The organism is Cryobacterium soli, assembly GCF_003611035.1.
GTDB classification, from domain to species: Bacteria; Actinomycetota; Actinomycetes; order Actinomycetales; family Microbacteriaceae; genus Cryobacterium; species Cryobacterium soli.
This window is the reverse complement of the sequence record NZ_CP030033.1, coordinates 3,374,489-3,398,572: the sequence shown is the minus strand read 5'-3', so window position 1 is coordinate 3,398,572 and position 24,084 is coordinate 3,374,489. Positions and strand designations below refer to the sequence as shown.

The following is a 24,084-nucleotide window of genomic DNA, read 5'->3' as shown; positions in this document are numbered from 1 at the left end:
CCAGGCGCAATTGTCCGATCGGGGAACAGAAAGGGCGCGGAGCCGCGATGGGCCGCGCGGGTGAGGCGGGGCTACTCGACGACCTTGAGGTCTTTCCAGAAGGCGACGTAGCCACTGTAGTCCTGGCCGACCCGGTCGAACGAGCTCGGCGTGGGCGTGGGGTAGCTGAACGCGCCATCGACCACCGTGGAGACACCGTCGGTCACGGTGAAATACTGGCACTCACCCTTCCAGGAGCAGGTGTACGGCGTGTCGGTCGGCGCCAGGAACTCGTCCTTGACGCTCGACGGCGGGAAGTACCAGTTGCCCTCGATCTTGATGAGTTCGTTCTCGGGTGCTTCGGCCACGACCGTGCCGTTGAGTACTGCCTTCATGAGGGGCTCCTTCGTTGGGTTGTGCAACGGATGCTGCGGGGCCGCGCAATCAGGCACGCGCGTGACGAATCCAACGCGGACGAGCCTGCGAGCATTCCCGACGCCTGAGGCCTCGTGGCCGGGGTGCGCCGGATGGCCCGCCCGCGATGCGCGTGCAGACGGGCACCGCAGCGCCCGGGTCAGGCGGGGAAGACGAAGTCGGTGACGACGGTGACGGCGGGAGTGGCCGTCGCGACGGGGAGATCCGTAGCGGCCGTGGCCTCGGCGGCGGCGAGGGCCTGCCCGGTCTCGGACGCCTTCACGAGGTGCTTCACGGCGCGTTTGAGCCCTGTGAAACTCGCCGCGGCGGCCGCGGCCTCCGGGGAGCAATGGTCGATGCCGCGTTCGGCGAGGGCGTCGATCACGGCGCCGGCGGCTAGCTGGTCCTCCATGGCGAAACGGATGCTGCCGTCGGCTCGGCGCTCCCCCACGGCGATGACGGCCACGGAGAAGCGGTCGCCCTTCTCGGTCTGGCGGGCCAAGGCCCAGTCGGCCACGAGGGCGCTCGTAGCCAGCCCGGCCACAATCACGGTGTGGGACGTGACCGGGGTGGGGAAGCCGTGCGCGGCATCCACCGGAGGCAATTCGTCGGCGAGCACGACCACGTCGGCCTCGGCGGCGAGGGCCTGGAAGCCCGCGAGACCCCAGTCGAATCGGACCTGGTACTTGATCTGGGGCTGGGCGTCGCTCACCCGTTCAGAATACCGGCCGTCGGTCTCGGGTGCCGGAATCGTGGACACCGGGGGTCACGCTGACGCGGAACGGCCAGGCTCAGCGGGCGTCGTAGTGCGCGAGCGCGTCGGCGTCGGTGGCGTGGGTCATGGCCCGGCGGGCGGCGTCGAGCGCGGTGACCGGGTCGGCTTCGGCCTCGGCCAGGGCGAGCTGGCGTTCGGCCTCGGCCAGACGGGTGCGGGCGTCGGCACCCACCCGGCCCCGGTTGGCGGTGATGAAGTCGCGGGTGATGCCGATCTGGCTGCGGGCGGCCAGCCGCGCGCCCACGAAGGCCTCGCGGGCATTGTCGAGCCGCAACTGCCGGTTGCGGGCCTCGGAGCGGGTGACGTCGAGCCCGTCGAGGGCTTCGCGCAACCGGGCGAGGTCCGCGGCAGGGTCGCTCACCCGGCCGGGACGGCGCAGCTCCGCCACCACGGCGTCGGCGGCGGCGATCACCCGGTTCAGCTCGGTGCTGGCCTCGGATTCCTCGTGCCGGTCGCGCAGGGCGCGGGCCTCGGCCAGTTCGGTCTCGGCCCCGGCGAGGGCCGTGCCGAGGCTGGCGAAAGCCACGTGCAGCTGGTCCTCGCCGGTTTCGATGGCGTCGAGCAGCGTGGTCGCGGTGAAGAGCCCGTGCTCGGCCGCGCTGACCTGGTCGCCGACGGGCTCGGTGGCGCCGGTGGCGAGGCGCGCGTCGGCGGCATCCGCGGCCCGGCGGCCCTCGTCGATGGCGGTGCGGGCCCGCTCGACGTTGCCGCTGATGGCGGCCAGCGCGGACGCGGAATAGGTGGTGGCGAGGCGCTCGAGGGTGGCGGCGCCGCCGGCGAGACGGTCGGTGGCACGGTCGAGGCGGCGGCGCAGCTGCTCGAGCTGCACCGGCGCGTTCTGTTCCACCACGCGCTTGCTGTCGAACTCGCGGGTCTGCGCGTTCAGACGAACGGTGGCCTCGTCGGCGAGGCGGGTGATCTGCTCGGTCCACTGCCGGATCTGGGAGTCGGTGTCGGGCACACCGTCGTCGAGCTTCTGCTGCAGGGCGAAAGCCTCACGCAGCTGCCGCTTGGACACGTCGAGCGCGGCGGCGAAGTCGGCCGTGGCCCGCTCGCCGAACTGCGCCTGGGCGAAACCGAGCTCGTCGGTGGCCGCCTCGATGAGGTCATCGGCCCGCACCAGGCTGATCGCCGCGGTGCGCGCCCGCTCGGTGATCTCCGCGGTCTCGGCGGCACGGATGCTGCGGCCCTTGCGCCGGGACGCCGACACGAACAGCCAGATGACGCCCACGACCACGCCGAGGACGATGACGGACGGGAGCCACCACAAAGCATCAGTCATGCGGCCATCCTATTGAGCGAAGCTGGTGGAATGGCTGGTGGCAGGCCGGTCCCCGGGGGTCTTTCAGGGCGCCCGGATGGTGCGTTTCGGGATTGGCTCGCGGGGTCTCTGCAAGCTCGACCGACGAGACGGGGACGCACCGGGGACAGCCTCGCGGGGTCTCGGCAGGATCGACAATTGGGATGGGCGTGGGCCGCTAGCGGCGGCGGTCGTCTGCGCTGGGGCGGCGCATCTGGGCGCGGATGAGCTCGAAGTCGTGCCGGCTGATCTCCAACAGGCCGCGGCGGAGCTTCAGACCCCAGTTCGGGTCGCCCCGGGTGAGGTCGAGCACCTTGAGCAGGGGCCGGATCGACGCGGGCTCGGCATCCGCGTCGTAGGCCACCTTGCGGCGCCAGGGCCGGTACTCGCTGCCGGAGACGCCCACCTGCACCACCGCGTCGTCGCTCACGTAGCCGATGGCGGTGAACTCGCGCAGCCGGTCGCCCTCGAACTGGGTCTTCGGCGAGTAATAGACCAGCCCGTCGGACTCGTTCATGTCTTCGAGCAGTTCGCGGGCGGCGAAGTTCACCTGGGCCAGGCCCATGGCGACACTGCGCAGCACATACTCCTGCTGCACCACACCGAGCCAATACCGAATCGCCACGTACTAGTTGTAGTGCATTGCTCCGACAGCACAGACTGAGGGCATGCGTGTATTGCTCAAAGAGATCCTCGACTGCACCCCCGACGCCGCCTGGCGGGCGCTGGCCAGCCCCGCCGTGTTCCGCGAGGTCAGCGGTCCGCTCATGAGCGTCGAATCCCTCGAAACGGATGGCTTCCCCACCACCTGGTCCCCCGGCGAACACCCGGTAGCCATGAGCGGCCTGGGCCTCGTGCCGCTCGGCGAACAGATGATCCGGCTGAACATGCGCACCACCAAGAACGGCGTGCGGATCGTGCATGACACCGGCAACGGGGTCTCCGGCGCCATGAAGGCCGTCACGCACTGGGACCACAGCATGGCCATCTCGCCCGACCCGGCAGGAACCGGCAAGACCCTCTACCGCGACCAGCTGATCTTCTCCGCAGGGCCCGCGACCCTGGCGGTGTGGCCGGGCCTGTGGGCGTTCTGGCAGCTGCGGATGCTGCGGCTCAAGGCCCTTGCACCGACCTGGCGTTACGACCTCGGCGCCGACGACCCCGCGTTCGTGGCCGCGGGCGCCGCCGAGCCAGCCGAGTCGACCGAGCGCGCCGCCGGGCCGTCCGAGCGGGGCGACGGGTTAGCCTGAGCACATGAGTTCATCCATCGGAGCCCTGCAGATCGCCGACTGGCGCCGCCGCGTCTTCGGGCTCTACGGAGGGGTGCGCCAGCTCAGCGTGCGCAAGCCCTCGGCCGGCCACGAACTCTGGCGCTCCGGCCGTGACGAACTCTTCGCCGGGCATCCGGCCTCGCCACTGCTGCCCGACGACCGCGCCGCGTTCACGGGCCTCACCATCGCCGCCTACGACCCCGACTGGCGGTTCGAGGTCGAGGTGCATCGCACCGAGGAACCGCTGCGCATCAAGGTGGAGACCGGCACCGACGGCATCGTGCCGTTCGACCTGGTGGGCACCGTGCGGCTGCCCTACATAGGCTCCCTCGACGTCTGGCGGCTCGCCAGCTACGGCGGCGGCCTGTTCCTGCCGCTCAAGGACGGCCTCGCGGGCAAGTCCGGCGGAACCTACGGCGGCGGCCGCTACCTGCTCGACACCATCAAGGGCGCCGACCTCGGCCCCGGCGTCGGCGACGACAGCCTGATCCTCGACTTCAACTTCGCCTACAACCCGTCCTGCGCGTACGACCCGATGTGGGCGTGCCCGCTGCCGCAGGCGGGCAACATCGTCACCGTCGACATTCCGGTCGGCGAGCTCTACACCTCGAGGGGCTAGGGCCGAAAGTCCCGGTCACCACCCGTTTGTGGGGCGTTTTGGCCGCCTACTTGACAGCATCCGCTAGAGTAGACGTACTTGTGAGTTCGTAGTTGCGCTCACTGCGTCGTAGAACGCCCTCTTCTTATCGATGGCCGCGCGAGCACGAGTACGACTCGATGCCGGCGACCCGCTCGATTTCCGAATGAAACTTTCTTACGGCGAACGGATGTGCCCATCGGCACCTTCGCCATGTGAATCCTCCTGGCTCCGGCCGTCGCTTCAATGCGACACCGGTTCGAGCGAGGAGACTGATGCCCGAAAGGCACCACTTTGTCTGAAACTTCCTTTGGCGCGCTTGGCGTGCCCGCTCCCCTCGTTGCCGTGCTCACCTCGCAGGGCATCGACAGCCCGTTCCCGATCCAGGTCGACACCCTGCCCGACACCCTCAAGGGCCGCGACGTCCTTGGGCGCGGTAAGACCGGCTCGGGCAAGACCCTCGCGTTCTCCATCCCCATGGTGTCGCGCCTCGGCGGCAAGCTCGCCGGTGGCAAGCGCCGCCCGGGTCGCCCGCTCGGCCTGATCCTCGCGCCGACTCGTGAACTGGCCACCCAGATCACCGCCGCGCTCAGCCCGCTCGCCGAGGCCTACGGCCTGAACACCACCACCATCTTCGGCGGCGTCTCGCAGAACCGTCAGGTCGCCGCGCTCAAGGCCGGCGTCGACATCGTCGTGGCCTGCCCCGGCCGCCTCGAGGACCTCATGAAGCAGGGCTTCGTGAACCTCGACTCCGTCGAGATCACCGTGCTCGACGAGGCCGACCACATGGCTGACCTGGGCTTCCTGCCCGTCGTCACGCGCATCCTGGACAAGACCCCGTCCAGCGGCCAGCGTCTGCTGTTCTCCGCCACGCTCGACAACGGCGTGGACAAGATCGTGCGCCGCTTCCTGCACAACGAGGTACTGCACTCGGTCGACGAGGCCACCAGCCACGTCTCCGCCATGACCCACCACGTGTTCGAGGTCGACACCGCCGAGTCCAAGAAGGAGCTCATCGAGAAGCTCGCTTCGGGCAGCGGCCGCCGTATCCTCTTCATGCGCACCAAGCACCACGCCAAGAAGCTGGCCAAGGCGCTGACGGATGCCGGCATCCCCTCGGTCGACCTGCACGGCAACCTCTCGCAGGTGGCCCGTGACCGCAACCTCGCCGCGTTCAGCGCCGGCGATGTGAAGGTTCTCGTCGCCACCGACGTCGCCGCCCGCGGCGTGCACGTGGACGACATCGAACTCGTCATCCACGTGGACCCGCCCGCAGAGCACAAGGCGTACCTGCACCGCTCGGGCCGCACCGCCCGCGCCGGCAGCGCCGGTGACGTCGTCACCATCGTGCTGCCCGCTCAGAAGCGCGACACCGACCAGCTGCTGCGCAAGGCCGCCATCACGGTGACCCCGCAGCGCGTCAACGCCGCCTCCCCCGCCGTGATCGCCCTCACCGGCGACGTGGCCGCGTACGTCAAGCCGGTTCCCCGTGTGGAGCAGCCGCACGGCCAGTCGCAGGGCGGCCGCTCGCAGGGAGCCAACGCCCAGCGCAAGCGCGTCAACCGTGACGACCGCGACAACGGCGGCCGCGGCTCGCGCGACTCCGGTGGCCGCGGTGGCCGCAGCGGCGATGCCGTCGCCGGCGGCGGTGCCCGTCACGAGCGCTCCGAGCGCCCCGCGTCCTCCGGCCGCAGCCACGCTCCCCGCACCGGCGGCTCGGGCTCGGGCAACGGCGGCGGTCGCTCCGGCGGCCTGCAGGTCGGTGGCCTGGTGCGCGGCTCCGGTTCCACCGGCGGCGGCGCCCGCCGCTCGGCTCCGCGCCGCGCGCAGGGCTAGCCAGCCCGCAGCATCCGCTGACTGTTTCACCGCATGACCCGAACGGGCCGGCTCCACACGGAGCCGGCCCGTTCGCGGTTTACCCCCATCCCTATGCATAACTCCTGCTGGATTCCAGGCCGCCTCGACGCCGCCGCGTGATTCCGGGGTGGCGCCGAGGCATCCGGGAGAATTGCGGGAGTTGTGGTCACCGACGACGGAAGAGGACGCCCGGGGTGCGGTGGAGGGGCTGTTGGTTCGGTGAGGTCGGCGGCCGGGGTTAGGGTCGAAGTATGAACACCACAGTTGTTGTTCGGCCCGTCACCGAAGCGGATGCCGACAGCCTGGGCCGCGTCCACGCGGCTTGCTGGCACGAGTCCTATGACCACATCCTGAGCCAGGCTGCCCTCTCGCAGCTGCATCCGGAACGCCTCGCCCAGATGTGGCGCCGGTTCTCGGCTCAGGGCCCCGCCTACCGCCATGTTGTGGCCGAGCTCGACGGCGAGATCGTCGGTTTTGCCGGCAGCGGACCCGGCCGGGACGCGGGCAAGCCCACCGAGCACGAGCTCTACTTCGTCTACCTGCTCGAGGCCCACCAGGGCACCGGCATCGGCCAGGCGCTCTTCGACGCTGTCGTCGATCCGGGCCCCACCTACCTGTGGTTGGCCGCCGACAACCCTCGCGCCCACAGGTTCTACACCCGCAACGGCTACCTGCCCGACGGCCAGGAGCGCACCGAAGAGGTGCTCGGCGAACCGTTCCGCGAAGTGCGCCTCGAGCGCTGACTCCACTCGGCCATCCGGCCTCGGCACCAGCCCGATCCCGCCCAGCGGGGTCGGGCTTCTGCGTGCCCGCTCCGGCCGCTCCGGTCGACACCGACACGAGCGGCCTGCGCCCCTTCCACACCGTAAAATCGAGGGATGCCCACGATTCCTGTCATTCTCGACGTCGACACCGGCGTCGATGACGCCCTCGCTATCCTGTTCGCCGTCGCGCATCCCGACATCGAGGTGCTCGGCATCAGCTGCGTCGCCGGCAACGCGTCGCTCGAGCGGGTCGTGGAGAACACCCTGCGCATCCTCGATGTGGCGGACGCCCCCGACATCCCCGTGGCCGCCGGTGCGCGCCGGCCGCTGATCTCCCCGGCCCGCAGTGCCTCCCACGTGCACGGCGAAAGCGGCCTCGGCACCGTGCACCTGCCGCCGAGCTCACGCACGCCCGAGCCGGTCAACGCCGTCGAGCTGATGCACCGGCTGATCAGCGAGAGCGCCCGCCCGGTGACCCTGGTGGCGCTGGCTCCGCAGACCAACCTGGCGCTGCTGCTGCGCCAGTACCCCGACCTGGCCGAGAACATCGAACGCATCGTGTTCATGGGTGGCTCGGCGAGCGTGGGCAACGCCACGGCCGTGGCCGAGTTCAACGTGTGGCATGACCCCGAGGCGGCGGCGATCGTGCTGGATGCGGGCATCCCCACGTTCATGTACGGGCTGGACGTCTTCAACCAGGTGGCCATCGACCGCGAGGTCGCCACCGCGCTGGAGGACGGGGACTCCGCCCAGGGTCGCGTGGTGGGCGCGCTGCTGACCAACCGGGTGGCGCGCGGCGAGAGCAGCGTGGCCGAGTACACCGGCCTGATCGGCGATGCCGGTGCGATCTGCGCCCTGGTGGACCCGCAGGCGCTCAGCACCCGGATGCTGCCCGTGCGCGTGGAGCTGACGGGCTACGGCCGCGGCCAGACCATCGTCGACCAGCGCAGCCGGGTGGGCGAGGACACCCTGCACGGCAGCATCGACAGCTGGGCTGCCGTGGAGGTGGCCCTCGACCTGGACGCCCCGCGCGTCGCCGCCCTCTTCCTCGACACCCTGGGCCTGTCCACCCCGTAGCCCTCACGACCCTTCCGCGAGCTGTGACTGAGGCGCGCACAACGCGCCCGGAGAGGGGCTCAGCTCACAGTTCGCGAGTGAAGGAGGAGCAGGAGAGGCGGGACGGGGTCAGCGCAGGGCGCCGACCGAGGCCAGGGCCATGCGAAGCAGGCCGCCGCGGCCGCCCTCCATCTCGGCCGAGACCGCGTCGGTCGCGGCCTCCTCGGGGGTCATCCAGGTGAGCTCGAGGGCATCCTGGCGGGGGTCGCAGGTGCCGGTCACTGGCACGACGTAGGCCAGTGAGACGGCGTGCTGGCGGTCATCCGTGAACGCGGTGATGCCGGGCATCGGGAAGTATTCGGCGACCGAGTACGGCACCGGGCTCGGTGGCAGCTGCGGGAACGCCATCGGGCCGAGGTCCTTCTCGAGGTGCCGGAAGAGCGCGTCGCGCAGGGTCTCGCCGTAGAGCACCCGGCCGGAGACCAGCGTGCGGGTCATCTTGCCCTCGGGGGTGGCGCGCAGCAGCACGCCCACCTCGACGACCTGGCCCAGGCCGTCCACCCGCACGGGAACAGCCTCCACGTAGAGCAGCGGCAGCCGCTGGCGGATCTCGGCGAGCTCCACGTCGGTCAGCCAGCCGGGGTTGTTGTTGGGCGGCGGCGCGTCGTCCCCGCCAGGCGTCCAGTCCGGGTCGGGGTCAGGGGTGCGCACGCTCATAGTTCATTCTCACTCACGAGAGCCGCGGATGCATCACCAACCTCCCCGCAGACCGCGTTCCACGCCCGCGAACTGTGAGCAAAGCCCCAGTTTGGGAACGATTTCGGGCTCAAGTCACAGTTCGCGCGAGGGATGGGCGGCCACGGGGCGTGGAAGGATTGGGAGGAGTCGGGGCTGCACACGCGTCGACCTGAGCGTGAGGACCGACAATGGCTGACAGCATTCGCCCCGAGCCCATCGACCCGGCCGCCGTTCTCTGGTCGGCTGCCGTCGCCGACCGGGTGGACCGCCCGCTGCTGCTCGTGCTGCACGGCTACGGCTCGCACGAAGGAGATCTGTTCTCGCTGGCGCCACACCTGCCGCTCGAGCCCACGATCGCGGCCCTGCGCGCCCCGCTGCCGGTGGGCCAGGGCTGGTCCTGGTTCCCGATCGGCGTGCCCGGCGACCCGGTCGGCGACGCACTCGACGCCGCTGCGGCCGGGATCCTCGACTGGCTCGACGCGCTTCCCGAGCAGCCCACCTCGATCGGGTTGCTCGGGTTCTCGCAGGGTGGTGCCATGACGCTGCAGCTGATGCGGCACGCGCCGGAACGGTTCGCCTTCGCGGTGCAGTTGTCCGGGTTCATCGCGAGCAGCACGCATCCGGGCGATGCCCGCCTGGCCGAGCTCCGTCCGCCGGTGTTCTGGGGCCGCGGCACACTCGATCCGGTCATTCCCGAGGCGGCCGTCGTGCGCACCCAGGCCTGGTTGCCGGGGCATTCGACGCTCACCGAGGGCATCTACGAGGGGCTCGGCCACTCCATCTCGCAGGCGGAGCTCGGCGAAATCGTCACGTTCCTGCGCGCGCAGTACCCGGCCCCGGCCGCCTGAGCGCTCACACGCACGGCCGGTGCACCCCACCGGCCACCCCCTTGACGCACGAATTGCCCCGGACCAGCGGAGCAACTTGCCCCGGACCAGCGGAGCAACGCATCCGTGGCGGGGCAATCCGAGATAACTGCGGCGAGCTAGACGCGCTTGCGGGCGGCCTGCTCGTTCTGGGCGGCGAAGCGCTCGGCGTGCGCCTTCTTGCGGGCGCGCTCGGCGTCGCGGTCCTTCACCCGGATCTGCTCTTCGCGGACCTCGAACTGGGTGGCGCGCTCGGTGACGAGCCAGGCCGGCGGCTGCTGGAGCAGCGCGAGGATCTCGGCGCTGGTGAGTGGTTCGGTGACCTCGCCGCGGGCCAGGCCCGAGATCGAGACGCCGAGCTTGGCGGCGACAACCTGCTTGGGGTGCGGGCCGTTGGCGCGCAACTCGCTGAGCCACTCGGGCGGGTTCGCCTCGAGGGCGGCCAGCTCGGTGCGCGACACCGGGGTGGACTGGAACTCTTCGGGTGCTGCTTCGAGCAGAATCCCGAGCTTCTGGGCAGCCGTGGCCGGCTTCATGGTCTGGGGCTTCTTCTCGCTCATAGTTCCAGCGTATAGCCTGAGAGCACTATGGTTTCGGTGTCGTGCGCCCGAACGCCTCGAAACACCCCCGGCGCCGGCACATCGCAGGCCGCCGCGCGGCCATCACCCACACACTGACACATGCACAACGAGAGGATGCCGGTGACCTTTTCCATTGCCTTCGTCGCCGGGGTCACCCCCACCAAGTGGACCCGCATCTGGGCCGAGCGCCGCCCGGACGTCGAACTCGAGGTGTTCCGCACCGATTCCGCCGAGCAGGAGACCGTGCTGCGCGACGGCCGCGCCGACGTGAGCCTGGTGCGCCTCCCCATCAACGAGGAGGGTCTGAGCCTGATCGCCCTCTACAACGAGATTCCCGTGGTCGTCGCCGCCAAGGACCACTTCATCGCCGATGCCGACAGCGTGGTCGTGGCCGACCTGGTCGACGAGCACCTGCTGCAGGATCCCGACGAGGTTCCCGAGTGGCGCGACGCAGCCGTGGAGGTGCGCACCGGCAGCCGCCGGGCGCTGCCGCCCATGCGCGACATGGACGAGACCATGGAGCTCGTCGCCGCGGGCGTGGGTATCGTCATCCTGCCGCACTCTGTGGCCCGGCTGCACAGCCGCAAGGATGTCGTCTCCAAGCCGGTCGAGGACACCGCCGAGAGCCGCATCGCCCTGGCCTGGCGCACCGTGGACACCACCCCGGACGTGGAGGAATTCATCGGCATCGTGCGCGGCCGCACCCCCGACAGCTCACGCAAGAACGCCGCGCTGCCCACCGACGAGCCGGTGAAGAAGGAAAAGAAGACCGCGAAGGCCAAGGCCGCCGCCAAGGCCGTGCGTGCCGCCGCGGCCGCCGCGAAGCCGGCCACCGCACGCAAGACCCAGAGCGCCGGCCGCACCCGCAACTCCCCCAGCCCGCAGGCCGGCAAGCGCCGCGGCGGCCGCTGACGGTCCGCGAGCCGTGAGTCACGCACGCATCGGGGTGTCAGGCGGGGGTCACGGGTTGGCGTAGGACGGTGCGGAGCTTGTCGGGGGCGGTGCGGCGGGGGTCACCGAGGTAAACCTCGTGGTGCCGGCCGCGTTCCCTCAGCCCGGCGGCGGGCAGCAGTTCGCCGTGCAGCCGGGCCAGCACGGGCGTCTCGTCGTCGTAAGAGCCCACGTGTAGCACCTGCTCGCAGAGCCCCTCGTCGAGGACCTCGATGCGCACCCCGTCCAGCGCGGGCAACGGCTTCTTCTTCGCGGCCGCCTTCGCGCGAGCCGCGGCGATGGCCTCGCCGATATCGGCATCGCTCACCCAGTCGGGCTGGCTGATCAGCATGGTCCAGCTCCAGGCAGCCTTGTCGCGGGCGCTGAAAACGGATGCCTCCTCGGCGTACCAGAGCCCCTCCAGCGGGCCCACAACCAGGTCGCGGCCCGCCCGTTTGCTCGCGAACTTCACGGTGTACGCCACCGCGTAGAGCGCCTCCACGGCCTCGGCATAGGCGGGGGACGTGTTCGGGTCGCCGTGCCCATCGACGGCGAGGAACCGCTGAGTCGGCACCGTGAGGGTCTCCCAGTCCCGGTTCTTCGGGGCGTACAGCGCCCGCAGCTCGCGCTTGACGTCGTAGGGCGCCACCACCGCGTCGGGCACCGTCTGGTTCGGCACGGCCGGGTCAGTTCTGCAGCACGGAGAGGATGTTGCCGGCCGGGTCGGTGAACCAGGCGATCCGCGGCTCGCCGTTCGCGATGCCGCGCTCGTCCTGTTCGAACCCGTCGTAGCGGAGGAACTCCACTCCGCGCTCTGCGAGCACGTCCACAGACTGGTTGATGTCGGCCACCTGCAGGTTGAGGATGGTGAACCCGGCCGGCTGGTGGTCCGGCTTGGGGTAGACGATCACGTCGGCGCCGCCGGGTAAGGTCAGCCGCAGCAGGCCCATGCCGCCGTCCGCTACCTCGAGACCGAGCACGTCGCCGTAGAAGGTGCGCGCCGCCTCGATGTCGGGCACCGCGAATCCGCTGAAACCGTGCAGGTACTCCGGGTCGATGGTGGGCATGGCGTGCTCCTTCTGGTCGAGTTCCGGTCGAGCGTGGAGATGTGACGCCCCCGGTCAGCGGGAGCTGATCGAGGCGAACTTACGGATGCACAATGGCACGAACACCACGAGCAGCACAACAACACCGATGAGCACGGTCGCCACCGGGTTCTGCAGCGTCCAGACATCCGGCACCGGCGCGGTGCCCTGGTTGCCGAACAACTCGCGGGCGGCCTGCACCAGCGCGGACACCGGGTTGAGCTCGGCGAAGACCCGCAACGGGTCCGGCAGGGTCTCGATCGGCACGAAGGCGTTGGAGATGAACGTGATGGGGAACAGGATGATGAACGACGCGTTGTTGATCACCTCGGGCGAGCGCACGCTCATGCCCAGCAGCGCCATCACCCAGCTGAACGCGTAGCTGAACAACAGCAGCAGGCCCAGCCCCGCGAAGAACTCGCCCACCGACGAGTTGACCCGCCAGCCGACCAGGAACCCGGTGGCCATCATGATGATCATCGAGATGGTGTTGAGCACCAGGTCGCCGTTGGTGCGGCCCACCAGCACAGCGGATGAACTCATCGGCAGGCTGCGGAACCGGTCGATGATGCCGTCCTTGAGGTCTTGCGCCATGGCCGAGCCGGAGAAGGTGGAACCGAAGACCACGGTCTGGGCGAAGATGCCGGCCATGAGGAACTGTGTGTAGTCCGTGCCCTGCACGTTGATCGCGCCGCCGTAGACCTGGCTGAACAGCAGCACGAACATGATCGGCTGGATGACGGCGAACACCAGCATGTCGGGGGTGCGCTTGATCTTGATGAGATTGCGCTTGGTGGTCGTCCAACCATCCGAATACCAGAGGGACAGCGGGTTCCAGGTGGGCGTGGGTGCCGGCCTTGTGGCTGTGGCGGTCATTTCACCAGCTCCTGCTTCTCGTCTTCGTTGTCATCGGCTGCGAGGTCGGCCTTGTGCCCGGTGAGTTTGAGGAACACGTCGTCGAGTGTGGGCCGGCGCATCCCGGCGTCGTGCAGTTCGATGCCGGCCGTGCGCAGGTCGGCGAGCACGTGTTGCAGCGCGGGCGGCCCGTCGGTGACGGCCACGTCGATTCCGCGACCGTCGCTGGAGACCTGCGGTTCACCGGCTCCGTAGCGGGCGAGCACCTCGCGGGCGGCCGCGCTGTCGGCGGCGTCCACGAGGGCCACGACCACCCGGTGCCCGCCGATCTGGGCCTTGAGTTCGTCGGAGGTACCCTCAGCGATCACCCGGCCGTCGTCGATGACCGCGATGCTGTCGGCCAGCTGGTCGGCTTCCTCCAAGTACTGGGTGGTGAGCAGCACCGTGGTGCCGTCGTCGACGAGCCGGTTGATCACGCCCCACAGGGCGATCCGGCTGCGCGGGTCGAGCCCGGTGGTCGGTTCGTCGAGGAAGAGGATCTTGGGGTTGAACACCAGCGCGCCGGCCAGGTCGATGCGCCGGCGCATGCCGCCGGAGAACCCCTTGACCGGCCGGTTGCCCGCCGCGGTGAGCTCGAACAGGTCGATCAGCTGCTGCGCCCGCTTACGGGAGGCCGCGCCGCCCAGGTGGTAGAGGCGGCCGACCATCTCCAGATTCTCGAAGCCGGTGAGGTTCTCATCGACCGCCGCGTACTGGCCGGACACGCCGATGATGCTGCGCACGGCCTTGGGGTCGTCGAGCACGTTGATGCCGTCGACGATCGCCGTGCCGGCATCCGGCTTGATGAGGGTGGTCAGGATCTTGACCACTGTGGTCTTGCCGGCGCCGTTGGGGCCGAGGATCGCCTTGACCGTGCCGCGCGGCACGGTGAGGTCCAACCCGGCGAGCGCGTGCACCGGCCCGGTCTTGGATTTGTAGGTCTTGGTGAGCCCGGAGGCTTCGATAATCGTCATGCCACGCCCCTGCCAAATCGGTGGGTATGCTCGTATGTGGACGTTGTACACATTGAGCTTTTATCGTAACGAAACGGATGCGCCATGACAACGGGTGTGGGAGATTCTCCGGTACGAACTTCGTACCGGCACGGCGACCTGCGCCGGGCGCTCATCGAGGCCGGGGTGGACCTGGCCGGGGAGGGCGGCCCGCCCGCCGTGGTGCTGCGGGAAGCCACCCGGCGTGTGGGGGTGACGCCCAACGCCGTCTACCGGCACTTCGCCGACCGGCAGGCGCTACTGGACGCCGTCTGCTCGACCTGCCAGGGCCTCGTCGCCGGCGCGATAGAAACCGATCAGGCCCGGGTCGACACGACCGACCCGGTCGAGGGCGCACGCCTGCGGTTCCGGGCCGTTGGCACCGGCTACCTGCGCTTCGCACTGGAGCAGCCGGGCCAGTTCCAGACCGCGTTCTCGGCCTCGTCCGACTTGGACAGCGCCACCAGCGCGGCGCGGGCCGGTCCCGGCGGGCTCACCCCGTTCCAGTTGCTCACCCAGGCCCTCGACGACCTCGTCGCCGTGGGGCTGCTGCCGGCCGAGCGGCGCCCGGCGGCAGAGTTCCTGGCCTGGTCGGCCGTGCACGGGCTCGCCGAACTACTCATCGACGGGCCCCTCCGCGCGCTGCCGGCCCCGGTGAAGCAGACCCTGATCGTGCGGGTCATCGACATGGTGGAGCAGGGGCTGTAGCGCCCTGCCCGGATGCGCCTCAGGGCGCGTCGGCGGACGCCGCCGGGCCGACGGCAGAGCCGCCATCCGGCGTCCATTCCAGAAACCAATTGCGCTGCCCTGCCGTGGGGGCAAGCTCCTCGCTGGCCAGCCCCTGGTCATTGGTCCAGTACAAGGTCACCCCCGACGCCGCGAACTCGGACTCGCTGACACAGCTCGACAGGTAGTGCGCGTCGTCGATCACTAGGAGCAGGCAGACGCGCTCCGGATCGGCCCGCACCACATAGAACTGCGTTTCGGCGGGTGGGTCGGCGGAATCCCAGGAAATGCTGCCGATGTTGCGCAGGGTCAACGGTTGGAAGGAGGCGGGCAGCGAGAGGACCGGCACGTCGGCCACGGTTTGCGGACGATCGAAGACCTCGAAGGCCTTGGCCTCGGTGGCCACCGCAGCCGGGGTTTCCGCTCCGCGTGCGATCGCTCCCACGATCTGCGCCCCGGCCACACCCCCGAGCACGGCCGCGACGATGAGTCCGGCCGCCAGACGAACCCGGTTCCGGGATGCGCCGGCAGGCTTTTCCGGGGCAGACTGCGGCCCGTCGGCACTCACCGCCGCCCCCGCGTCGTGCTCCACGTAGTCATCCTGCGGAACCACCGGGCGTGCCGCTGCGACCCGGGCCGCATCCGGTCCCGCGAGTTCCCACTCAGCGGCGAGCACCGCATCATCGATCGCGCGCAGCTCGCCCGCGATCTCGGCCTCCAGCTCCCGCAGGGCCCGGTGCACCGTATCGTCGCCGGCGGCGTCGGCATCCGCTGCAAAGACCCGGCGCTGCAGCGCCCGCACCCGACCGCTCGGCGCCGGCTCGCCCTCCGGCGACGGCTGGTCGGGATGCGCCCGCCACCAGAGTGCGTCGAGAACGCCGCGGCTGCCCCGGTAGTGGTCCTGCACTGCGGAGCGGAACGCCTCGTCTCCCAGGGCCCGTTCGTACGCGTCGCGATGACCTGGGGTCATCCCTCGGCCACCACGTCCGCCGCTGGGGGCTGCCGACCGGAGAACTGGCCGGTGATGTCGCCGTCGAGCTCCCAGACCACAAAGAAGTCACCCAGCACCCGCGACACGCCTGTCTCACTGTGCATCACGGTGTTGCTCTCCCAATACAACCGCAGCCCGGCCGACGGAAACCCCGACTCGAGCGCGCACGTGGACACGTAGCCACCGGTCTCCGGCATGGCGACGAGGCAGATCATGTGACTGGAAGACAGCGCCGCGTAATAGGGCGAGAGGCCCACCTCATCGGGGTTCTCCGACCAGTCGGCCGCCCCGAGGTAACGGAAGGAATCGGCCTGGAACACCGTGCCGGTCGACACGAGCGGGATGTCCAGCGGGGTCTGCTCGCGGATGAAGATCATGCTCGGCGACTCCGAGGACACCGTGGCGATCGACGCCGTCGGCGAGGGGAGCGGAGTACCGGACGGCGTGGGCCCTGCCCCGGCGACGAGGCCCGCGGCGCCCAGCTGGCTGCCGAGGATCACGCCGATGGCCACCGCCAGCAGGATGCCGCCGGCCAGGAGCCAGTGCCGGTGGCCGAACCGGCGGGCGGGATCGGTGGCGTCCGGCTCATCCGGGTCCGCCGCATCCGCATCCGCGCCCGCCGCAGAATCTCCGTCGGCTGCGGGAGCAGAAGCGCGCCCCGTGCCGTCGTCCTGCGCATTCGCGGCGCGCAGAGCCTCGGCTATCGCCACCCGCTCGGCGGCGATCTCGGCCTCGAGAGCCCGCACGGCCTGGGCCACGTCCGCGTCGCCGGCTGCGTCGCCATCGGCCGAGAAGGCGCGGCGCTGCAGCGCCCGCAGGGTCGCAATGGGCGACGGGGTGCCGCTGGGGGCCGCGTCTTCGGGGTGCCACTCCCACCAGAGCGCGTCCGGCAGGCTCCATGCACCGGTGTGCGCGGCGGCCACTGCGGCTGCAAAATCCGGGCTCTCCAGAGCTCGCTCGTACGGGTCGTCGTGTCTGTTCCCGGCCAATGAAACCCCCCTCATTGTTGTGCACATCCTGCCACACGCGCCGGGCGGAACGGCGCCGCACCGGAAGCTGCGATCAGGGGGCCACCACCCGGCCGGAGCCGCGCGTCTCGATGGTGGAGTCGCGTTGCCAGGCCACCGTGATGTCCAGCACCATCGGCGTCGTGCCGGCGCCGGCACCCTGCAGCATGTCTGTGCTCTCCCAGGAGAGGCGGAGGCCCGCCGAGGGGAACTCGGATTCGAGCGAGCAGGTCGACAGGTAGCCGCTGCCCTCGGGCACGGCCACGAGACAGATCATGTTCGCCGAGCCCCTGGCCGCGTAATAGGGCGAGTCGGTGAGGCCATTGCCATCGGCGTCGGTCCACCCTGCCGAGCCGAGATACCGGAACGACCCGGGGTCGAACGCGGCGGGCATCGGCACAAGGGGAACGTCCCTCGGCGTCTGGGCGCGCGCGAACACCTGCGCCGCGAGCACCGGAACCTCCTGGGTGGGGGCGGGAGTGGCGGTGGCGCCGTCGCTGGCCGGCGGGGACGCGGCTCCCCACGGCGCCAGGTCGTCCACCTGGCTGCCCACGACGGCCCCGAGCACCACGGCACCCGCCAGGGCCACGCCGAGCAGCACCCGGTGGCGCGGCCCGGAGCGCTCTGGCGCGCCCGGCTCGCCCGGCGCATCCGCCACCGACTCGGATGCGGCGCCCGCGGCCGGGTCGGCCGCCGCGGTGTCGACAGGCGCGGTGTCGACAGGCGCGGTGTCGGGCAACTCGGCGCCGGCCATCCCGGCACTCGACCCGACCTGCGCACCCGCGGACGCGGACATCCCCGCGGCCGGCACTCGCCTGCCGCTGCGCGCGGCGACCACCGCCGCGGCGATGGCCGCCTGTTCGGTCGCGATCTCTGTTTCCAGCACCTGCAGGGCCTTCGCGACGGACCGGTCGCCCGCCGCATCGCCGTCGGCCGCGAAGACCCGGCGCTGGAGGTCCCGCAGCCGCCCAACGGGTGACGGGGTGCCTCCGGGAGTGGGCTCGTCGGGGTGCGACCACCACCACAGCGCGTCGAGCACGTCCCAGTGTCCCCGGTGGGCCCCGGTCACCGCCTGCAGGAAGGCCGCATCGTGCCGGGCCTGTTCATACGGATCGCCGTCGTTCCGCGCCTCTGCCACCATCGCTCCCGTCGTTGCGCACATCCTGTCACCGGTCGGGCCGCCGAAGAACCTCCACGGGCGCGTGCTCACCCGAGGGCATTGGCCCCGCCCCGCCCCGGTGGCAGGATGCCCGCATGACCGCGACCGAGCAGCCGGTGGACCCGTGGGGCGGGCCCCGGCAGGCACGCTGGCAGCAGGCCGTGGACTGGCCGCTCACCCTCGCCGCCCTGGTGTTCCTCGTCGCCTATTCGATCTCGGTCATCGCCACCGTCGACGGCCCCACCTCCACACTGCTGCGGATCGTGATCCTGGTCAGCTGGGCGCTCTTCCCGGCGAGCTACCTCGTCGATCTCGTGCTGGCCGACCACCCCTGGCAGTGGGCGAGGCGGCATCCCGTGAACCTGCTCTTCGTGCTGTTGCCGCTGCTGCGACCGTTGCGGCTGCTGCGGGTGCTGGCGCGCAGCAGCCTGTTCCAGCGCTCGGCGGGCACCGCGTTCCGGGCGCGGGTTCTGGTGTACCTGGCCGGCACGGCGGTGCTGGTCACCTATATCGCCGCACTGGCGGTGCTCGAGGCGGAGCGGAGTGACCCGAACGCCAACATCACCTCGTTCGGCGACTCCCTGTGGTGGGCGGCGGTGACCATCACCACCGTGGGCTACGGGGATTTCACCCCGCTCACCATCCGCGGGCGCACCATCGCCACGGCCCTGATGCTCGGCGGCGTGGCCGTGCTCGGTGTGCTCACGGCCACGCTGTCGTCCTGGATCGTGCAGCGCGTGGCCACCCTCGAAGAGGAGCGTCACCGGGCCGAATAGGGCCAGCGAGGCGGGAATGATACACTCTCCCAATACCCTTAACGAACCGCTGTGCCATTTTCAGTCGCGTGTTGTATCCAGTGACCTGCCCTGGGTGCCTCGAATCGGCTGTCGCAGCACCGCGGAGGAGCACGTCTGCGCCCCGCGCGGTCGTCCGGGTGATACGTCAACCACGCTCAACGAATTATGAGGCTGCATCAGATGATTTTCGAAGTCGGCGAGACCGTCGTCTATCCCCACCACGGCGCAGCAACGATCACCGCGGTCGAGACCCGCACGATCAAGGGTGTCGAAAAGCGCTACATCACGCTCACCGTGCACCAGAGTGACCTGGCCATCAACCTGCCCATCGACAACGCCGAGCTCGTCGGCGTTCGCGACGTCATCGACGCCGCGGGTGTTGAGGCGGTCTTCGACGTGCTTCGCAGCGACGTCGAGGAAGAGCCCAGCAACTGGTCGCGCCGCTACAAGGCCAACACCGAGAAGATGGGCAGCGGCAGCGTCTACCGCGTCAGCGAGGTCGTTCGCGACCTCTGGCGCCGCGACCGCATCTCCGGCGTTTCCGCCGGCGAGAAGCGGATGCTCATCAAGGCCCGCCAGGTTCTCGTCTCCGAGCTCGCGCTCGCGCAGAAGTCCACCGAGGAAGAGGCCTTCGTCACCCTCGACGACGTCCTGAACGCAAGCGTCGCCGAAGTCGCCTAGTTCACAGCCCTTACAACGTCGCCGGATGAGCAGCCCCTTTGTTGCCCTCCGGCGACGTTTGTGGATTAACCGGCGCACTTCGCCAGGCTCAGTCCGGCGCCCTTCGACAGGCTCAGTACGGCGTTCGGATGCCGGCCGTTCCCGAGCGCTTCTCCCGGCGCTTCTCCCCGCGGTGCTGCTGGTGGCGGTGCTTGCGGGCTGTGCGGGGGCTCAGCCCACGGCATCCGTGCCCGGCCCGGCGCTGCCGCCCGTGGGCGGCGGCCTGGACTACCAGCTCGGCGGCGCCTACGATCCGCCGGACGGGGTGACGATCGTGGCCCGGGACAGCACAGAGGCGCCCGCCGCGGGCCTCTACTCGATCTGTTACCTCAACGGTTTCCAGACCCAGCCGTCCGACACCGAGCGACTGCTGGCCGACTCCCCCGAGCTGATCCTCACCGCCGGGGGTGGGCCGGTGCGCGACGAGAACTGGCCGGACGAGCTCCTGTTCGACACGAGCACCGCCGCGAAACGGGCCGGGATCGCCGCGCTGATGCTGCCGCAGATCGCCGGGTGCGCATCCGCCGGCTTCGACGCCGTGGAGATCGACAACCTCGACTCGTACACCCGCTCGGCCGGGCTGCTCACGGTCGATGACAATGTGGCGCTGGCGACCCTGCTGGTGGACGGCGCCCACGCCGAGGGACTCGCGATCGGCCAGAAGAACGCCGCTGACCTCGCCGACGAACTGGCGGGGACGTTCGACTTCGCCGTGGCCGAGGAGTGCGACCGCTGGGAGGAGTGCGAGCTGTACACCGCCGCCTACGGCGCCCACGTGCTGGCGATCGAGTACAGCGACGATCTGCGCGTCGACTTCGCCGCGGCGTGTGCCGTGCCGGACCGGCCGAAATCGATGATCCTGCGCGACCGGGACCTCGTCACGGCGGGTTCGGACGGATACGTGTACGAGCACTGCTGACCCGTTCGGGCGTTTCGGCGGAAGGCACACCAATCCGTCTGAGTGAGGGTGGCGAACTAGACACGTGAGGCGATCCGGCCTTGCGGTCCAGTCATCAAGGAGCTCCTCATGCGTTTCATTCCCACCAAGGTCCACGCCGTTCTCGACTACGTCGTCGCCATCGCCCTGATCCTCGCCCCCACGATCTTCATGTTCGAAGAGGTCGGCGGCGCGGCCGTCATCATCCCGCGGATCCTGGGCGTCGGCCTCATCCTCTACAGCCTCTTCACCCGCTACGAGCTGGGCCTGGTCAAGGTCATCGGCATGCCCGTTCACCTGGTCTTCGACATCGTCGCGTCGGTGTTCCTGATCGCCTCCCCGTTCCTGTTCGGTTTCATCAACGAGGCCCCGAACGCCTGGCTGCCGCACATCGTTGTCGGTGTCGCCGTGATCCTCGTCGTGCTCTGCTCCAAGAGCCAGCCCGGCGCCAGCGTCACCGGCTCGAAGGCGCACGCCAGCAGCGTCGCCTGATACGCGGTACGCACACAGACTGCGGCAAGCGCTCCCGGCACTGGGGGCGCTTGCCGCTTCTGCGTGCCCGCGGCCCCTCGGGCAGCGGGTGGCTACCGGGTGGCCGGACGCAGGATGCGCCAGAGCAGCGCCCGCTCGGTGACACCCCAGAGCGCACTCACCGTGAGGTAGATCGCCGCGGCCAGCGGCACGAAGGCCGCGAAGACCACGCTGATCAGCGGCAGCCAGCTCAGGACACCGGACATGGTCGCCTGGGCGGCCGGCGAGAGGGCTCCCGGAACCGGCCGCACCGCCGCACCGGGCGATGACGGGCCGGCCGGGGCGGCGGATGCGGCGGCCTGAGCGAGCATCAGTCGCCGGCTGAGCAGCTGGGCGGCGAGCAGCACGGCGAGGAGAACCCCGCCGACCAGGAGCACCGCCGGAGCGGTGCCTGCGCCCCAGCCGGAGAGGATGCTGCTGCCCAGCGGGCTGCCGAACAGGCCGCCGGCAAGGAGGGCGTTGTCGTGCCCGTTGATGGTGCCCAGCACGAAGAGGCCGTACACGATCGAAAGGATCGGGGCCTGCACGAGCAGCGGCAGGCATCCGGCCAGGGGCGACGCGTTCTCGGCCGCGTACAGGGCCATGGTTTCTCGTTGCAGGCGCTCGGGGTTGCTGCCGTGCTGGCGGCGCAGCTCGGCGAGGCGCGGGGCGAGGCGTTGCCGCTGTTGTTGGGCCCGGGCCTGGGAGACCCCGACGGGGATGAGCACCAGGCGCAGGGCGAGGGTGAGCACGATGATCGCGAGGGCGGCCGCGTTGGCCGCGCTGAGCGGGGTGAGGAACAAGGTGAGGTTGTGCAGAACGGCATAGGCCGCGTCGAGCACGGCCGCGATGGGGCCGAAGGCATAGAAATTCATGGGGAGACTCCCGGTCGGAATACGGAAAATGCGGAACCGTATGGTCGCGACAGGAAGGGCGGGCACCCGGTGGGTGCGGCGCGGACGAAGGTTCCCTAGGCGACCGAGAGAGTCAGGCCCGGGGCTCGCGGCTGGGGCTTGCCCGGCGCATCCGGAACGCTCTGGCCCACCTGGGAGGCCAGCTCGGGGTAGGGTCGGGCGGCGGGCGTAGGTGCTCCGGTGAGCACCATGACGAGCATCGCCAGCACCTGCTGGGCCGCGCCGGTGACGGCCACGGCCGAGGCACTCAGGGTGAAGAGGGCGGCCAGCGCGAGGACCTCGCCGAAGCCGCGGCCGCCGAGGAGCAGCGCGCCGAGACCGAACCCGGCGCCGAGACTCAGTCCAAGGGCGACCGACAGGCGGGCGGCCGGCGATGCTCCGGCGGGCAGCAGCGTACGTGTGCGCATCCGGGTCACCTCCAGCTCAGTCGTCCGTGCAGTCTTGTTCGGCCACTCTAGTCGGAGGGAAGCGCGCGCATCTGGTTGTTGCGCTTCTCATGGGTGAGTTCGGCCAAGCCGAGCTGTTCCAGCAGCGGGGGCAGGTACATGCCGAACCGGCCGCGGTAGCCGGCGCGCAGGCCGTACCAACCGCCGACGGGGTTGTCGGCGGAGCGGCCCCACGCCTCGACGCTGCCCTCCGGCGCGGGCTTCTTCTCGTCGCTCGCGCCGAGCGGCACCCAGCCGCCCTGCTCTGCCAGCCAGGCGTGCAGGTCGTCGATGGCGCGGGCCCGGTACTTCAGGGTCGTGGCGCCGACCTGGCAGATCAGTTCATCGCCCTCGCGGTGCATCGTGTAGGTCGAGGAGCCGGGTGCTGTCGTGAGCTGCCAGGGATCGGCAGCAGTTCCTTGGGTCATCGGGTCTCCTGCTCCGGGACCGGCGCGAGCCGCTCGGCTCCCGCCTGACGCCAGCCTAGGCACCATCCCCGGCTGTGGCTAGAGCGTCGGCCGAACCACCGGGTACGCTGAGCCCACGTGGACAGCCCACGCGAACTGGAGGGACCGCGCATGGCGAAGAAAGACGCATCCGGCACACCCCGCATGAACAAGAAGCTCTACGAAGACGAGCTGCGCCGACTCCAGGCCGAATTGGTGACCATGCAGGAGTGGGTTCGCGAATCCGGCGCCCGCATCGTGGTGATCTTCGAGGGCCGCGACGCCGCGGGCAAGGGCTCGGCCATCAAGCGGGTCACCGAGTACCTCAACCCGCGCATCGCCCGCATCGTGGCACTCCCGGTGCCCACCGACCGCGAGCGCGGCCAGTGGTACTTCCAGCGGTACATCAAGAACCTGCCCACGGCCGGCGAGATCGTGCTGATGGACCGGTCCTGGTACAACAGAGCCGGCGTCGAGAAGGTGATGGGCTACTGCACCCCCGACGAATACCGCCGGTTCCTGCACCAGGCGCCCCTGTTCGAACGGATGCTCGTCGAAGACGGCATCATCCTGCTCAAGTACTGGTTCTCGGTGTCGGACAAGGAGCAGGAGCTGCGCTTCCGCTCCAGGCTGAAGGACCCGATGCGGCGGTGGAAGCTCTCCGAGACCGACGTACTGTCAATCACCAAGTGGGTGGACTACTCCAAGGCCAAGGACGAGATGTTCGTGCACACCGACATCGCCGAGGCCCCGTGGTGGGTGGTCGAGAGCGAGGACAAGCGCGCTGCCCGCCTCAACATGATCAGCCACTTCCTGTCGATGGTGCCCTACGAGCAGATGGAGCCGCCGCTCGTGCGCATCCCGCACCGACCGCCGGCGTCGGACTACGAACGCCCGCCGCGCGAACTGAACCGCCCGGTGCCCGACCATGCCGCGCGCATCACCGAATTGGCCGCGGAGGCCAAGTCGAAGGGCAAGGGAAAGGGTTAGCTAGCCGTGCGCAGGGTGTGCCGGGCCATGCCCGGTGACACGCCGCAGCTTTGCCTTCGCGCCGTGCTCGATCAGAACCGGCACGTAGTCCCGGATCGGCTTGCCGTCGAGCAGGTGGCGTTCCTCGGTGACGACCTCTTCGATGAATGCCCGCGGCCGGTCCGGATATCGCTCCGCGAGACGGTCGATGACCTGGGCTACGGCGTGGTCTTCGTGTTCGGTGCGCTCTTCAGTGTCCACCGGATCAGTCTGTTCTTCACGATCGGTCCGGTCAACTCCGGGGCTACGCTGAAGCACCGCAGCGTGCACCGATGTGCAGCCGC

The 24,084-nt window shown here is 70.0% G+C and carries 30 protein-coding genes; 13 read left to right on the top strand and 17 right to left on the bottom strand.

The window, feature by feature from the left end:
• Positions 1–71: 71 nt before the first annotated feature.
• From DOE79_RS15745 to DOE79_RS15730, 4 genes are all read right to left on the bottom strand, one after another.
• Positions 72–374: a DUF427 domain-containing protein gene (locus DOE79_RS15745; RefSeq protein ID WP_120339326.1), complete on the bottom strand. Its 303-nt coding sequence runs from the start codon at positions 372–374 to the stop codon at positions 72–74.
• A 179-nt stretch (positions 375–553) separates the two neighbouring features.
• Entirely contained in the window at positions 554–1,105 is a 552-nt protein-coding gene (locus DOE79_RS15740; protein ID WP_162942796.1) for a 2-phosphosulfolactate phosphatase, read from the bottom strand.
• 79 nt (positions 1,106–1,184) lie between these two features.
• Positions 1,185–2,450 carry a coiled-coil domain-containing protein gene (locus DOE79_RS20650; RefSeq protein ID WP_162942795.1) on the bottom strand — a complete coding sequence of 422 codons (1,266 nt, stop codon included), beginning with the start codon at positions 2,448–2,450 and terminating at the stop codon, positions 1,185–1,187.
• 196 nt (positions 2,451–2,646) lie between these two features.
• Positions 2,647–3,093 carry an EVE domain-containing protein gene (locus DOE79_RS15730; RefSeq protein ID WP_245976979.1) on the bottom strand — a complete coding sequence of 149 codons (447 nt, stop codon included), beginning with the start codon at positions 3,091–3,093 and terminating at the stop codon, positions 2,647–2,649.
• 43 nt (positions 3,094–3,136) lie between these two features.
• Here DOE79_RS15730 and DOE79_RS15725 point away from each other — a divergent pair, with 43 nt between their 5' ends.
• From DOE79_RS15725 to DOE79_RS15705, 5 genes are all read left to right on the top strand, one after another.
• The gene (locus DOE79_RS15725; RefSeq protein WP_181445826.1) at positions 3,137–3,718 is read left to right on the top strand and encodes a hypothetical protein; all 582 of its coding nucleotides are present in this window, start codon (positions 3,137–3,139) and stop codon (positions 3,716–3,718) included.
• Positions 3,719–3,722: 4 nt separating this feature from the next.
• Positions 3,723–4,358: a DUF1684 domain-containing protein gene (locus DOE79_RS15720; RefSeq protein ID WP_120339324.1), complete on the top strand. Its 636-nt coding sequence runs from the start codon at positions 3,723–3,725 to the stop codon at positions 4,356–4,358.
• Positions 4,359–4,670: 312 nt separating this feature from the next.
• Complete coding sequence (locus tag DOE79_RS15715) at positions 4,671–6,212, top strand: DEAD/DEAH box helicase (RefSeq protein ID WP_120339323.1); 1,542 nt, start codon at positions 4,671–4,673, stop codon at positions 6,210–6,212.
• Between the two features lie 272 nt (positions 6,213–6,484).
• A complete protein-coding gene (locus DOE79_RS15710; RefSeq protein ID WP_120339322.1) occupies positions 6,485–6,976 on the top strand; it encodes a GNAT family N-acetyltransferase in 492 nt (163 codons plus the stop codon).
• 135 nt (positions 6,977–7,111) lie between these two features.
• Positions 7,112–8,074: a nucleoside hydrolase gene (locus DOE79_RS15705; protein ID WP_120339321.1), complete on the top strand. Its 963-nt coding sequence runs from the start codon at positions 7,112–7,114 to the stop codon at positions 8,072–8,074.
• 108 nt (positions 8,075–8,182) lie between these two features.
• Here DOE79_RS15705 and DOE79_RS15700 read toward each other — a convergent pair whose 3' ends face one another.
• Positions 8,183–8,770: an NUDIX hydrolase family protein gene (locus tag DOE79_RS15700; RefSeq protein ID WP_120339320.1), complete on the bottom strand. Its 588-nt coding sequence runs from the start codon at positions 8,768–8,770 to the stop codon at positions 8,183–8,185.
• Between the two features lie 209 nt (positions 8,771–8,979).
• Between DOE79_RS15700 and DOE79_RS15695 the strand changes: the two genes are divergently transcribed.
• Positions 8,980–9,639, top strand: a complete 660-nt coding sequence (locus DOE79_RS15695) for an alpha/beta hydrolase (RefSeq protein ID WP_120339319.1) — start codon at positions 8,980–8,982, stop codon at positions 9,637–9,639.
• Positions 9,640–9,776: 137 nt separating this feature from the next.
• Here DOE79_RS15695 and DOE79_RS15690 read toward each other — a convergent pair whose 3' ends face one another.
• Entirely contained in the window at positions 9,777–10,217 is a 441-nt protein-coding gene (locus DOE79_RS15690; protein ID WP_120339318.1) for a DUF5997 family protein, read from the bottom strand.
• A 135-nt stretch (positions 10,218–10,352) separates the two neighbouring features.
• On the opposite strand from DOE79_RS15690, the gene DOE79_RS15685 reads away from it, so the two are divergent.
• A complete protein-coding gene (locus DOE79_RS15685) occupies positions 10,353–11,150 on the top strand; it encodes a LysR family substrate-binding domain-containing protein (protein ID WP_208857351.1) in 798 nt (265 codons plus the stop codon).
• Positions 11,151–11,187: 37 nt separating this feature from the next.
• Here DOE79_RS15685 and DOE79_RS15680 read toward each other — a convergent pair whose 3' ends face one another.
• The 4 genes from DOE79_RS15680 to DOE79_RS15665 are packed head-to-tail and all read right to left on the bottom strand — an operon-like array spanning position 11,188 to position 14,121.
• On the bottom strand, positions 11,188–11,847 hold the full coding sequence (locus DOE79_RS15680; protein ID WP_245976978.1) for a GyrI-like domain-containing protein: 660 nt from the start codon (positions 11,845–11,847) through the stop codon (positions 11,188–11,190).
• 7 nt (positions 11,848–11,854) lie between these two features.
• Positions 11,855–12,235, bottom strand: coding sequence for a VOC family protein (locus tag DOE79_RS15675; protein WP_120339317.1), 381 nt, complete (start codon positions 12,233–12,235; stop codon positions 11,855–11,857).
• Positions 12,236–12,289: 54 nt separating this feature from the next.
• Positions 12,290–13,129, bottom strand: a complete 840-nt coding sequence (locus tag DOE79_RS15670; protein ID WP_120339316.1) for an ABC transporter permease — start codon at positions 13,127–13,129, stop codon at positions 12,290–12,292.
• Positions 13,126–14,121 carry an ATP-binding cassette domain-containing protein gene (locus DOE79_RS15665; protein ID WP_066597792.1) on the bottom strand — a complete coding sequence of 332 codons (996 nt, stop codon included), beginning with the start codon at positions 14,119–14,121 and terminating at the stop codon, positions 13,126–13,128. The genes DOE79_RS15670 and DOE79_RS15665 overlap by 4 nt, the downstream gene beginning before the upstream one ends.
• An 84-nt stretch (positions 14,122–14,205) precedes the next feature.
• On the opposite strand from DOE79_RS15665, the gene DOE79_RS15660 reads away from it, so the two are divergent.
• Positions 14,206–14,847, top strand: coding sequence for a TetR/AcrR family transcriptional regulator (locus DOE79_RS15660; protein WP_120339315.1), 642 nt, complete (start codon positions 14,206–14,208; stop codon positions 14,845–14,847).
• A 19-nt stretch (positions 14,848–14,866) separates the two neighbouring features.
• On the opposite strand, the gene DOE79_RS15655 is transcribed toward DOE79_RS15660, so the two are convergent.
• From DOE79_RS15655 to DOE79_RS20645, 3 genes are all read right to left on the bottom strand, one after another.
• A complete protein-coding gene (locus DOE79_RS15655) occupies positions 14,867–15,835 on the bottom strand; it encodes a hypothetical protein (protein WP_120339314.1) in 969 nt (322 codons plus the stop codon).
• Positions 15,832–16,845, bottom strand: coding sequence for a hypothetical protein (locus DOE79_RS15650; RefSeq protein WP_162942794.1), 1,014 nt, complete (start codon positions 16,843–16,845; stop codon positions 15,832–15,834). Before DOE79_RS15650 ends, DOE79_RS15655 begins: the two co-directional genes overlap by 4 nt.
• 73 nt (positions 16,846–16,918) lie before the next feature.
• Positions 16,919–18,004, bottom strand: a complete 1,086-nt coding sequence (locus tag DOE79_RS20645) for a hypothetical protein (protein ID WP_162942793.1) — start codon at positions 18,002–18,004, stop codon at positions 16,919–16,921.
• Between the two features lie 113 nt (positions 18,005–18,117).
• On the opposite strand from DOE79_RS20645, the gene DOE79_RS20640 reads away from it, so the two are divergent.
• The 4 genes from DOE79_RS20640 to DOE79_RS15625 all read left to right on the top strand — a co-directional run bounded on the left by DOE79_RS20640 (position 18,118) and on the right by DOE79_RS15625 (position 20,968).
• A complete protein-coding gene (locus tag DOE79_RS20640) occupies positions 18,118–18,798 on the top strand; it encodes a potassium channel family protein (protein ID WP_162942792.1) in 681 nt (226 codons plus the stop codon).
• 201 nt (positions 18,799–18,999) lie between these two features.
• The gene (locus DOE79_RS15635; protein WP_066597804.1) at positions 19,000–19,500 is read left to right on the top strand and encodes a CarD family transcriptional regulator; all 501 of its coding nucleotides are present in this window, start codon (positions 19,000–19,002) and stop codon (positions 19,498–19,500) included.
• Between the two features lie 181 nt (positions 19,501–19,681).
• On the top strand, positions 19,682–20,458 hold the full coding sequence (locus DOE79_RS15630; RefSeq protein WP_245976977.1) for an endo alpha-1,4 polygalactosaminidase: 777 nt from the start codon (positions 19,682–19,684) through the stop codon (positions 20,456–20,458).
• Positions 20,459–20,566: 108 nt separating this feature from the next.
• Entirely contained in the window at positions 20,567–20,968 is a 402-nt protein-coding gene (locus DOE79_RS15625) for an SPW repeat domain-containing protein (protein ID WP_120339309.1), read from the top strand.
• Positions 20,969–21,060: 92 nt separating this feature from the next.
• Here DOE79_RS15625 and DOE79_RS15620 read toward each other — a convergent pair whose 3' ends face one another.
• From DOE79_RS15620 to DOE79_RS15610, 3 genes are all read right to left on the bottom strand, one after another.
• Positions 21,061–21,861 (bottom strand): YidC/Oxa1 family membrane protein insertase, encoded by an 801-nt coding sequence (locus DOE79_RS15620; RefSeq protein WP_120339308.1) that lies wholly within the window; start codon positions 21,859–21,861, stop codon positions 21,061–21,063.
• Between the two features lie 95 nt (positions 21,862–21,956).
• Positions 21,957–22,307, bottom strand: a complete 351-nt coding sequence (locus DOE79_RS15615; RefSeq protein ID WP_120339307.1) for a DUF6412 domain-containing protein — start codon at positions 22,305–22,307, stop codon at positions 21,957–21,959.
• 47 nt (positions 22,308–22,354) lie between these two features.
• Positions 22,355–22,753: a DUF6855 family protein gene (locus DOE79_RS15610; protein WP_120339306.1), complete on the bottom strand. Its 399-nt coding sequence runs from the start codon at positions 22,751–22,753 to the stop codon at positions 22,355–22,357.
• A gap of 150 nt (positions 22,754–22,903) precedes the next feature.
• On the opposite strand from DOE79_RS15610, the gene ppk2 reads away from it, so the two are divergent.
• Positions 22,904–23,761 carry a polyphosphate kinase 2 gene (gene ppk2, locus DOE79_RS15605; RefSeq protein ID WP_120339305.1) on the top strand — a complete coding sequence of 286 codons (858 nt, stop codon included), beginning with the start codon at positions 22,904–22,906 and terminating at the stop codon, positions 23,759–23,761.
• Here the strand turns inward: ppk2 and DOE79_RS15600 are convergent, their stop codons facing one another.
• On the bottom strand, positions 23,762–24,001 hold the full coding sequence (locus DOE79_RS15600) for a three-helix bundle dimerization domain-containing protein (RefSeq protein ID WP_120339304.1): 240 nt from the start codon (positions 23,999–24,001) through the stop codon (positions 23,762–23,764).
• Positions 24,002–24,084 lie beyond the last annotated feature (83 nt).

Coding starts and splice junctions, on each gene's coding strand:
- DOE79_RS15745 (WP_120339326.1), bottom strand. CDS start 374: ATGAAGGCAGTACTCAACGGCACGGTCGTGGCCGAAGCACCCGAGAAC.
- DOE79_RS20650 (WP_162942795.1), bottom strand. CDS start 2,450: ATGACTGATGCTTTGTGGTGGCTCCCGTCCGTCATCGTCCTCGGCGTG.
- DOE79_RS15725 (WP_181445826.1), top strand. CDS start 3,137: ATGCGTGTATTGCTCAAAGAGATCCTCGACTGCACCCCCGACGCCGCC.
- DOE79_RS15720 (WP_120339324.1), top strand. CDS start 3,723: ATGAGTTCATCCATCGGAGCCCTGCAGATCGCCGACTGGCGCCGCCGC.
- DOE79_RS15710 (WP_120339322.1), top strand. CDS start 6,485: ATGAACACCACAGTTGTTGTTCGGCCCGTCACCGAAGCGGATGCCGAC.
- DOE79_RS15705 (WP_120339321.1), top strand. CDS start 7,112: ATGCCCACGATTCCTGTCATTCTCGACGTCGACACCGGCGTCGATGAC.
- DOE79_RS15700 (WP_120339320.1), bottom strand. CDS start 8,770: ATGAGCGTGCGCACCCCTGACCCCGACCCGGACTGGACGCCTGGCGGG.
- DOE79_RS15695 (WP_120339319.1), top strand. CDS start 8,980: ATGGCTGACAGCATTCGCCCCGAGCCCATCGACCCGGCCGCCGTTCTC.
- DOE79_RS15690 (WP_120339318.1), bottom strand. CDS start 10,217: ATGAGCGAGAAGAAGCCCCAGACCATGAAGCCGGCCACGGCTGCCCAG.
- DOE79_RS15685 (WP_208857351.1), top strand. CDS start 10,353: ATGCCGGTGACCTTTTCCATTGCCTTCGTCGCCGGGGTCACCCCCACC.
- DOE79_RS15675 (WP_120339317.1), bottom strand. CDS start 12,235: ATGCCCACCATCGACCCGGAGTACCTGCACGGTTTCAGCGGATTCGCG.
- DOE79_RS15670 (WP_120339316.1), bottom strand. CDS start 13,129: ATGACCGCCACAGCCACAAGGCCGGCACCCACGCCCACCTGGAACCCG.
- DOE79_RS15665 (WP_066597792.1), bottom strand. CDS start 14,121: ATGACGATTATCGAAGCCTCCGGGCTCACCAAGACCTACAAATCCAAG.
- DOE79_RS15660 (WP_120339315.1), top strand. CDS start 14,206: ATGACAACGGGTGTGGGAGATTCTCCGGTACGAACTTCGTACCGGCAC.
- DOE79_RS15655 (WP_120339314.1), bottom strand. CDS start 15,835: ATGACCCCAGGTCATCGCGACGCGTACGAACGGGCCCTGGGAGACGAG.
- DOE79_RS20645 (WP_162942793.1), bottom strand. CDS start 18,004: ATGGTGGCAGAGGCGCGGAACGACGGCGATCCGTATGAACAGGCCCGG.
- DOE79_RS20640 (WP_162942792.1), top strand. CDS start 18,118: ATGACCGCGACCGAGCAGCCGGTGGACCCGTGGGGCGGGCCCCGGCAG.
- DOE79_RS15635 (WP_066597804.1), top strand. CDS start 19,000: ATGATTTTCGAAGTCGGCGAGACCGTCGTCTATCCCCACCACGGCGCA.
- DOE79_RS15625 (WP_120339309.1), top strand. CDS start 20,567: ATGCGTTTCATTCCCACCAAGGTCCACGCCGTTCTCGACTACGTCGTC.
- DOE79_RS15620 (WP_120339308.1), bottom strand. CDS start 21,861: ATGAATTTCTATGCCTTCGGCCCCATCGCGGCCGTGCTCGACGCGGCC.
- DOE79_RS15615 (WP_120339307.1), bottom strand. CDS start 22,307: ATGCGCACACGTACGCTGCTGCCCGCCGGAGCATCGCCGGCCGCCCGC.
- DOE79_RS15610 (WP_120339306.1), bottom strand. CDS start 22,753: ATGACCCAAGGAACTGCTGCCGATCCCTGGCAGCTCACGACAGCACCC.
- ppk2 (WP_120339305.1), top strand. CDS start 22,904: ATGGCGAAGAAAGACGCATCCGGCACACCCCGCATGAACAAGAAGCTC.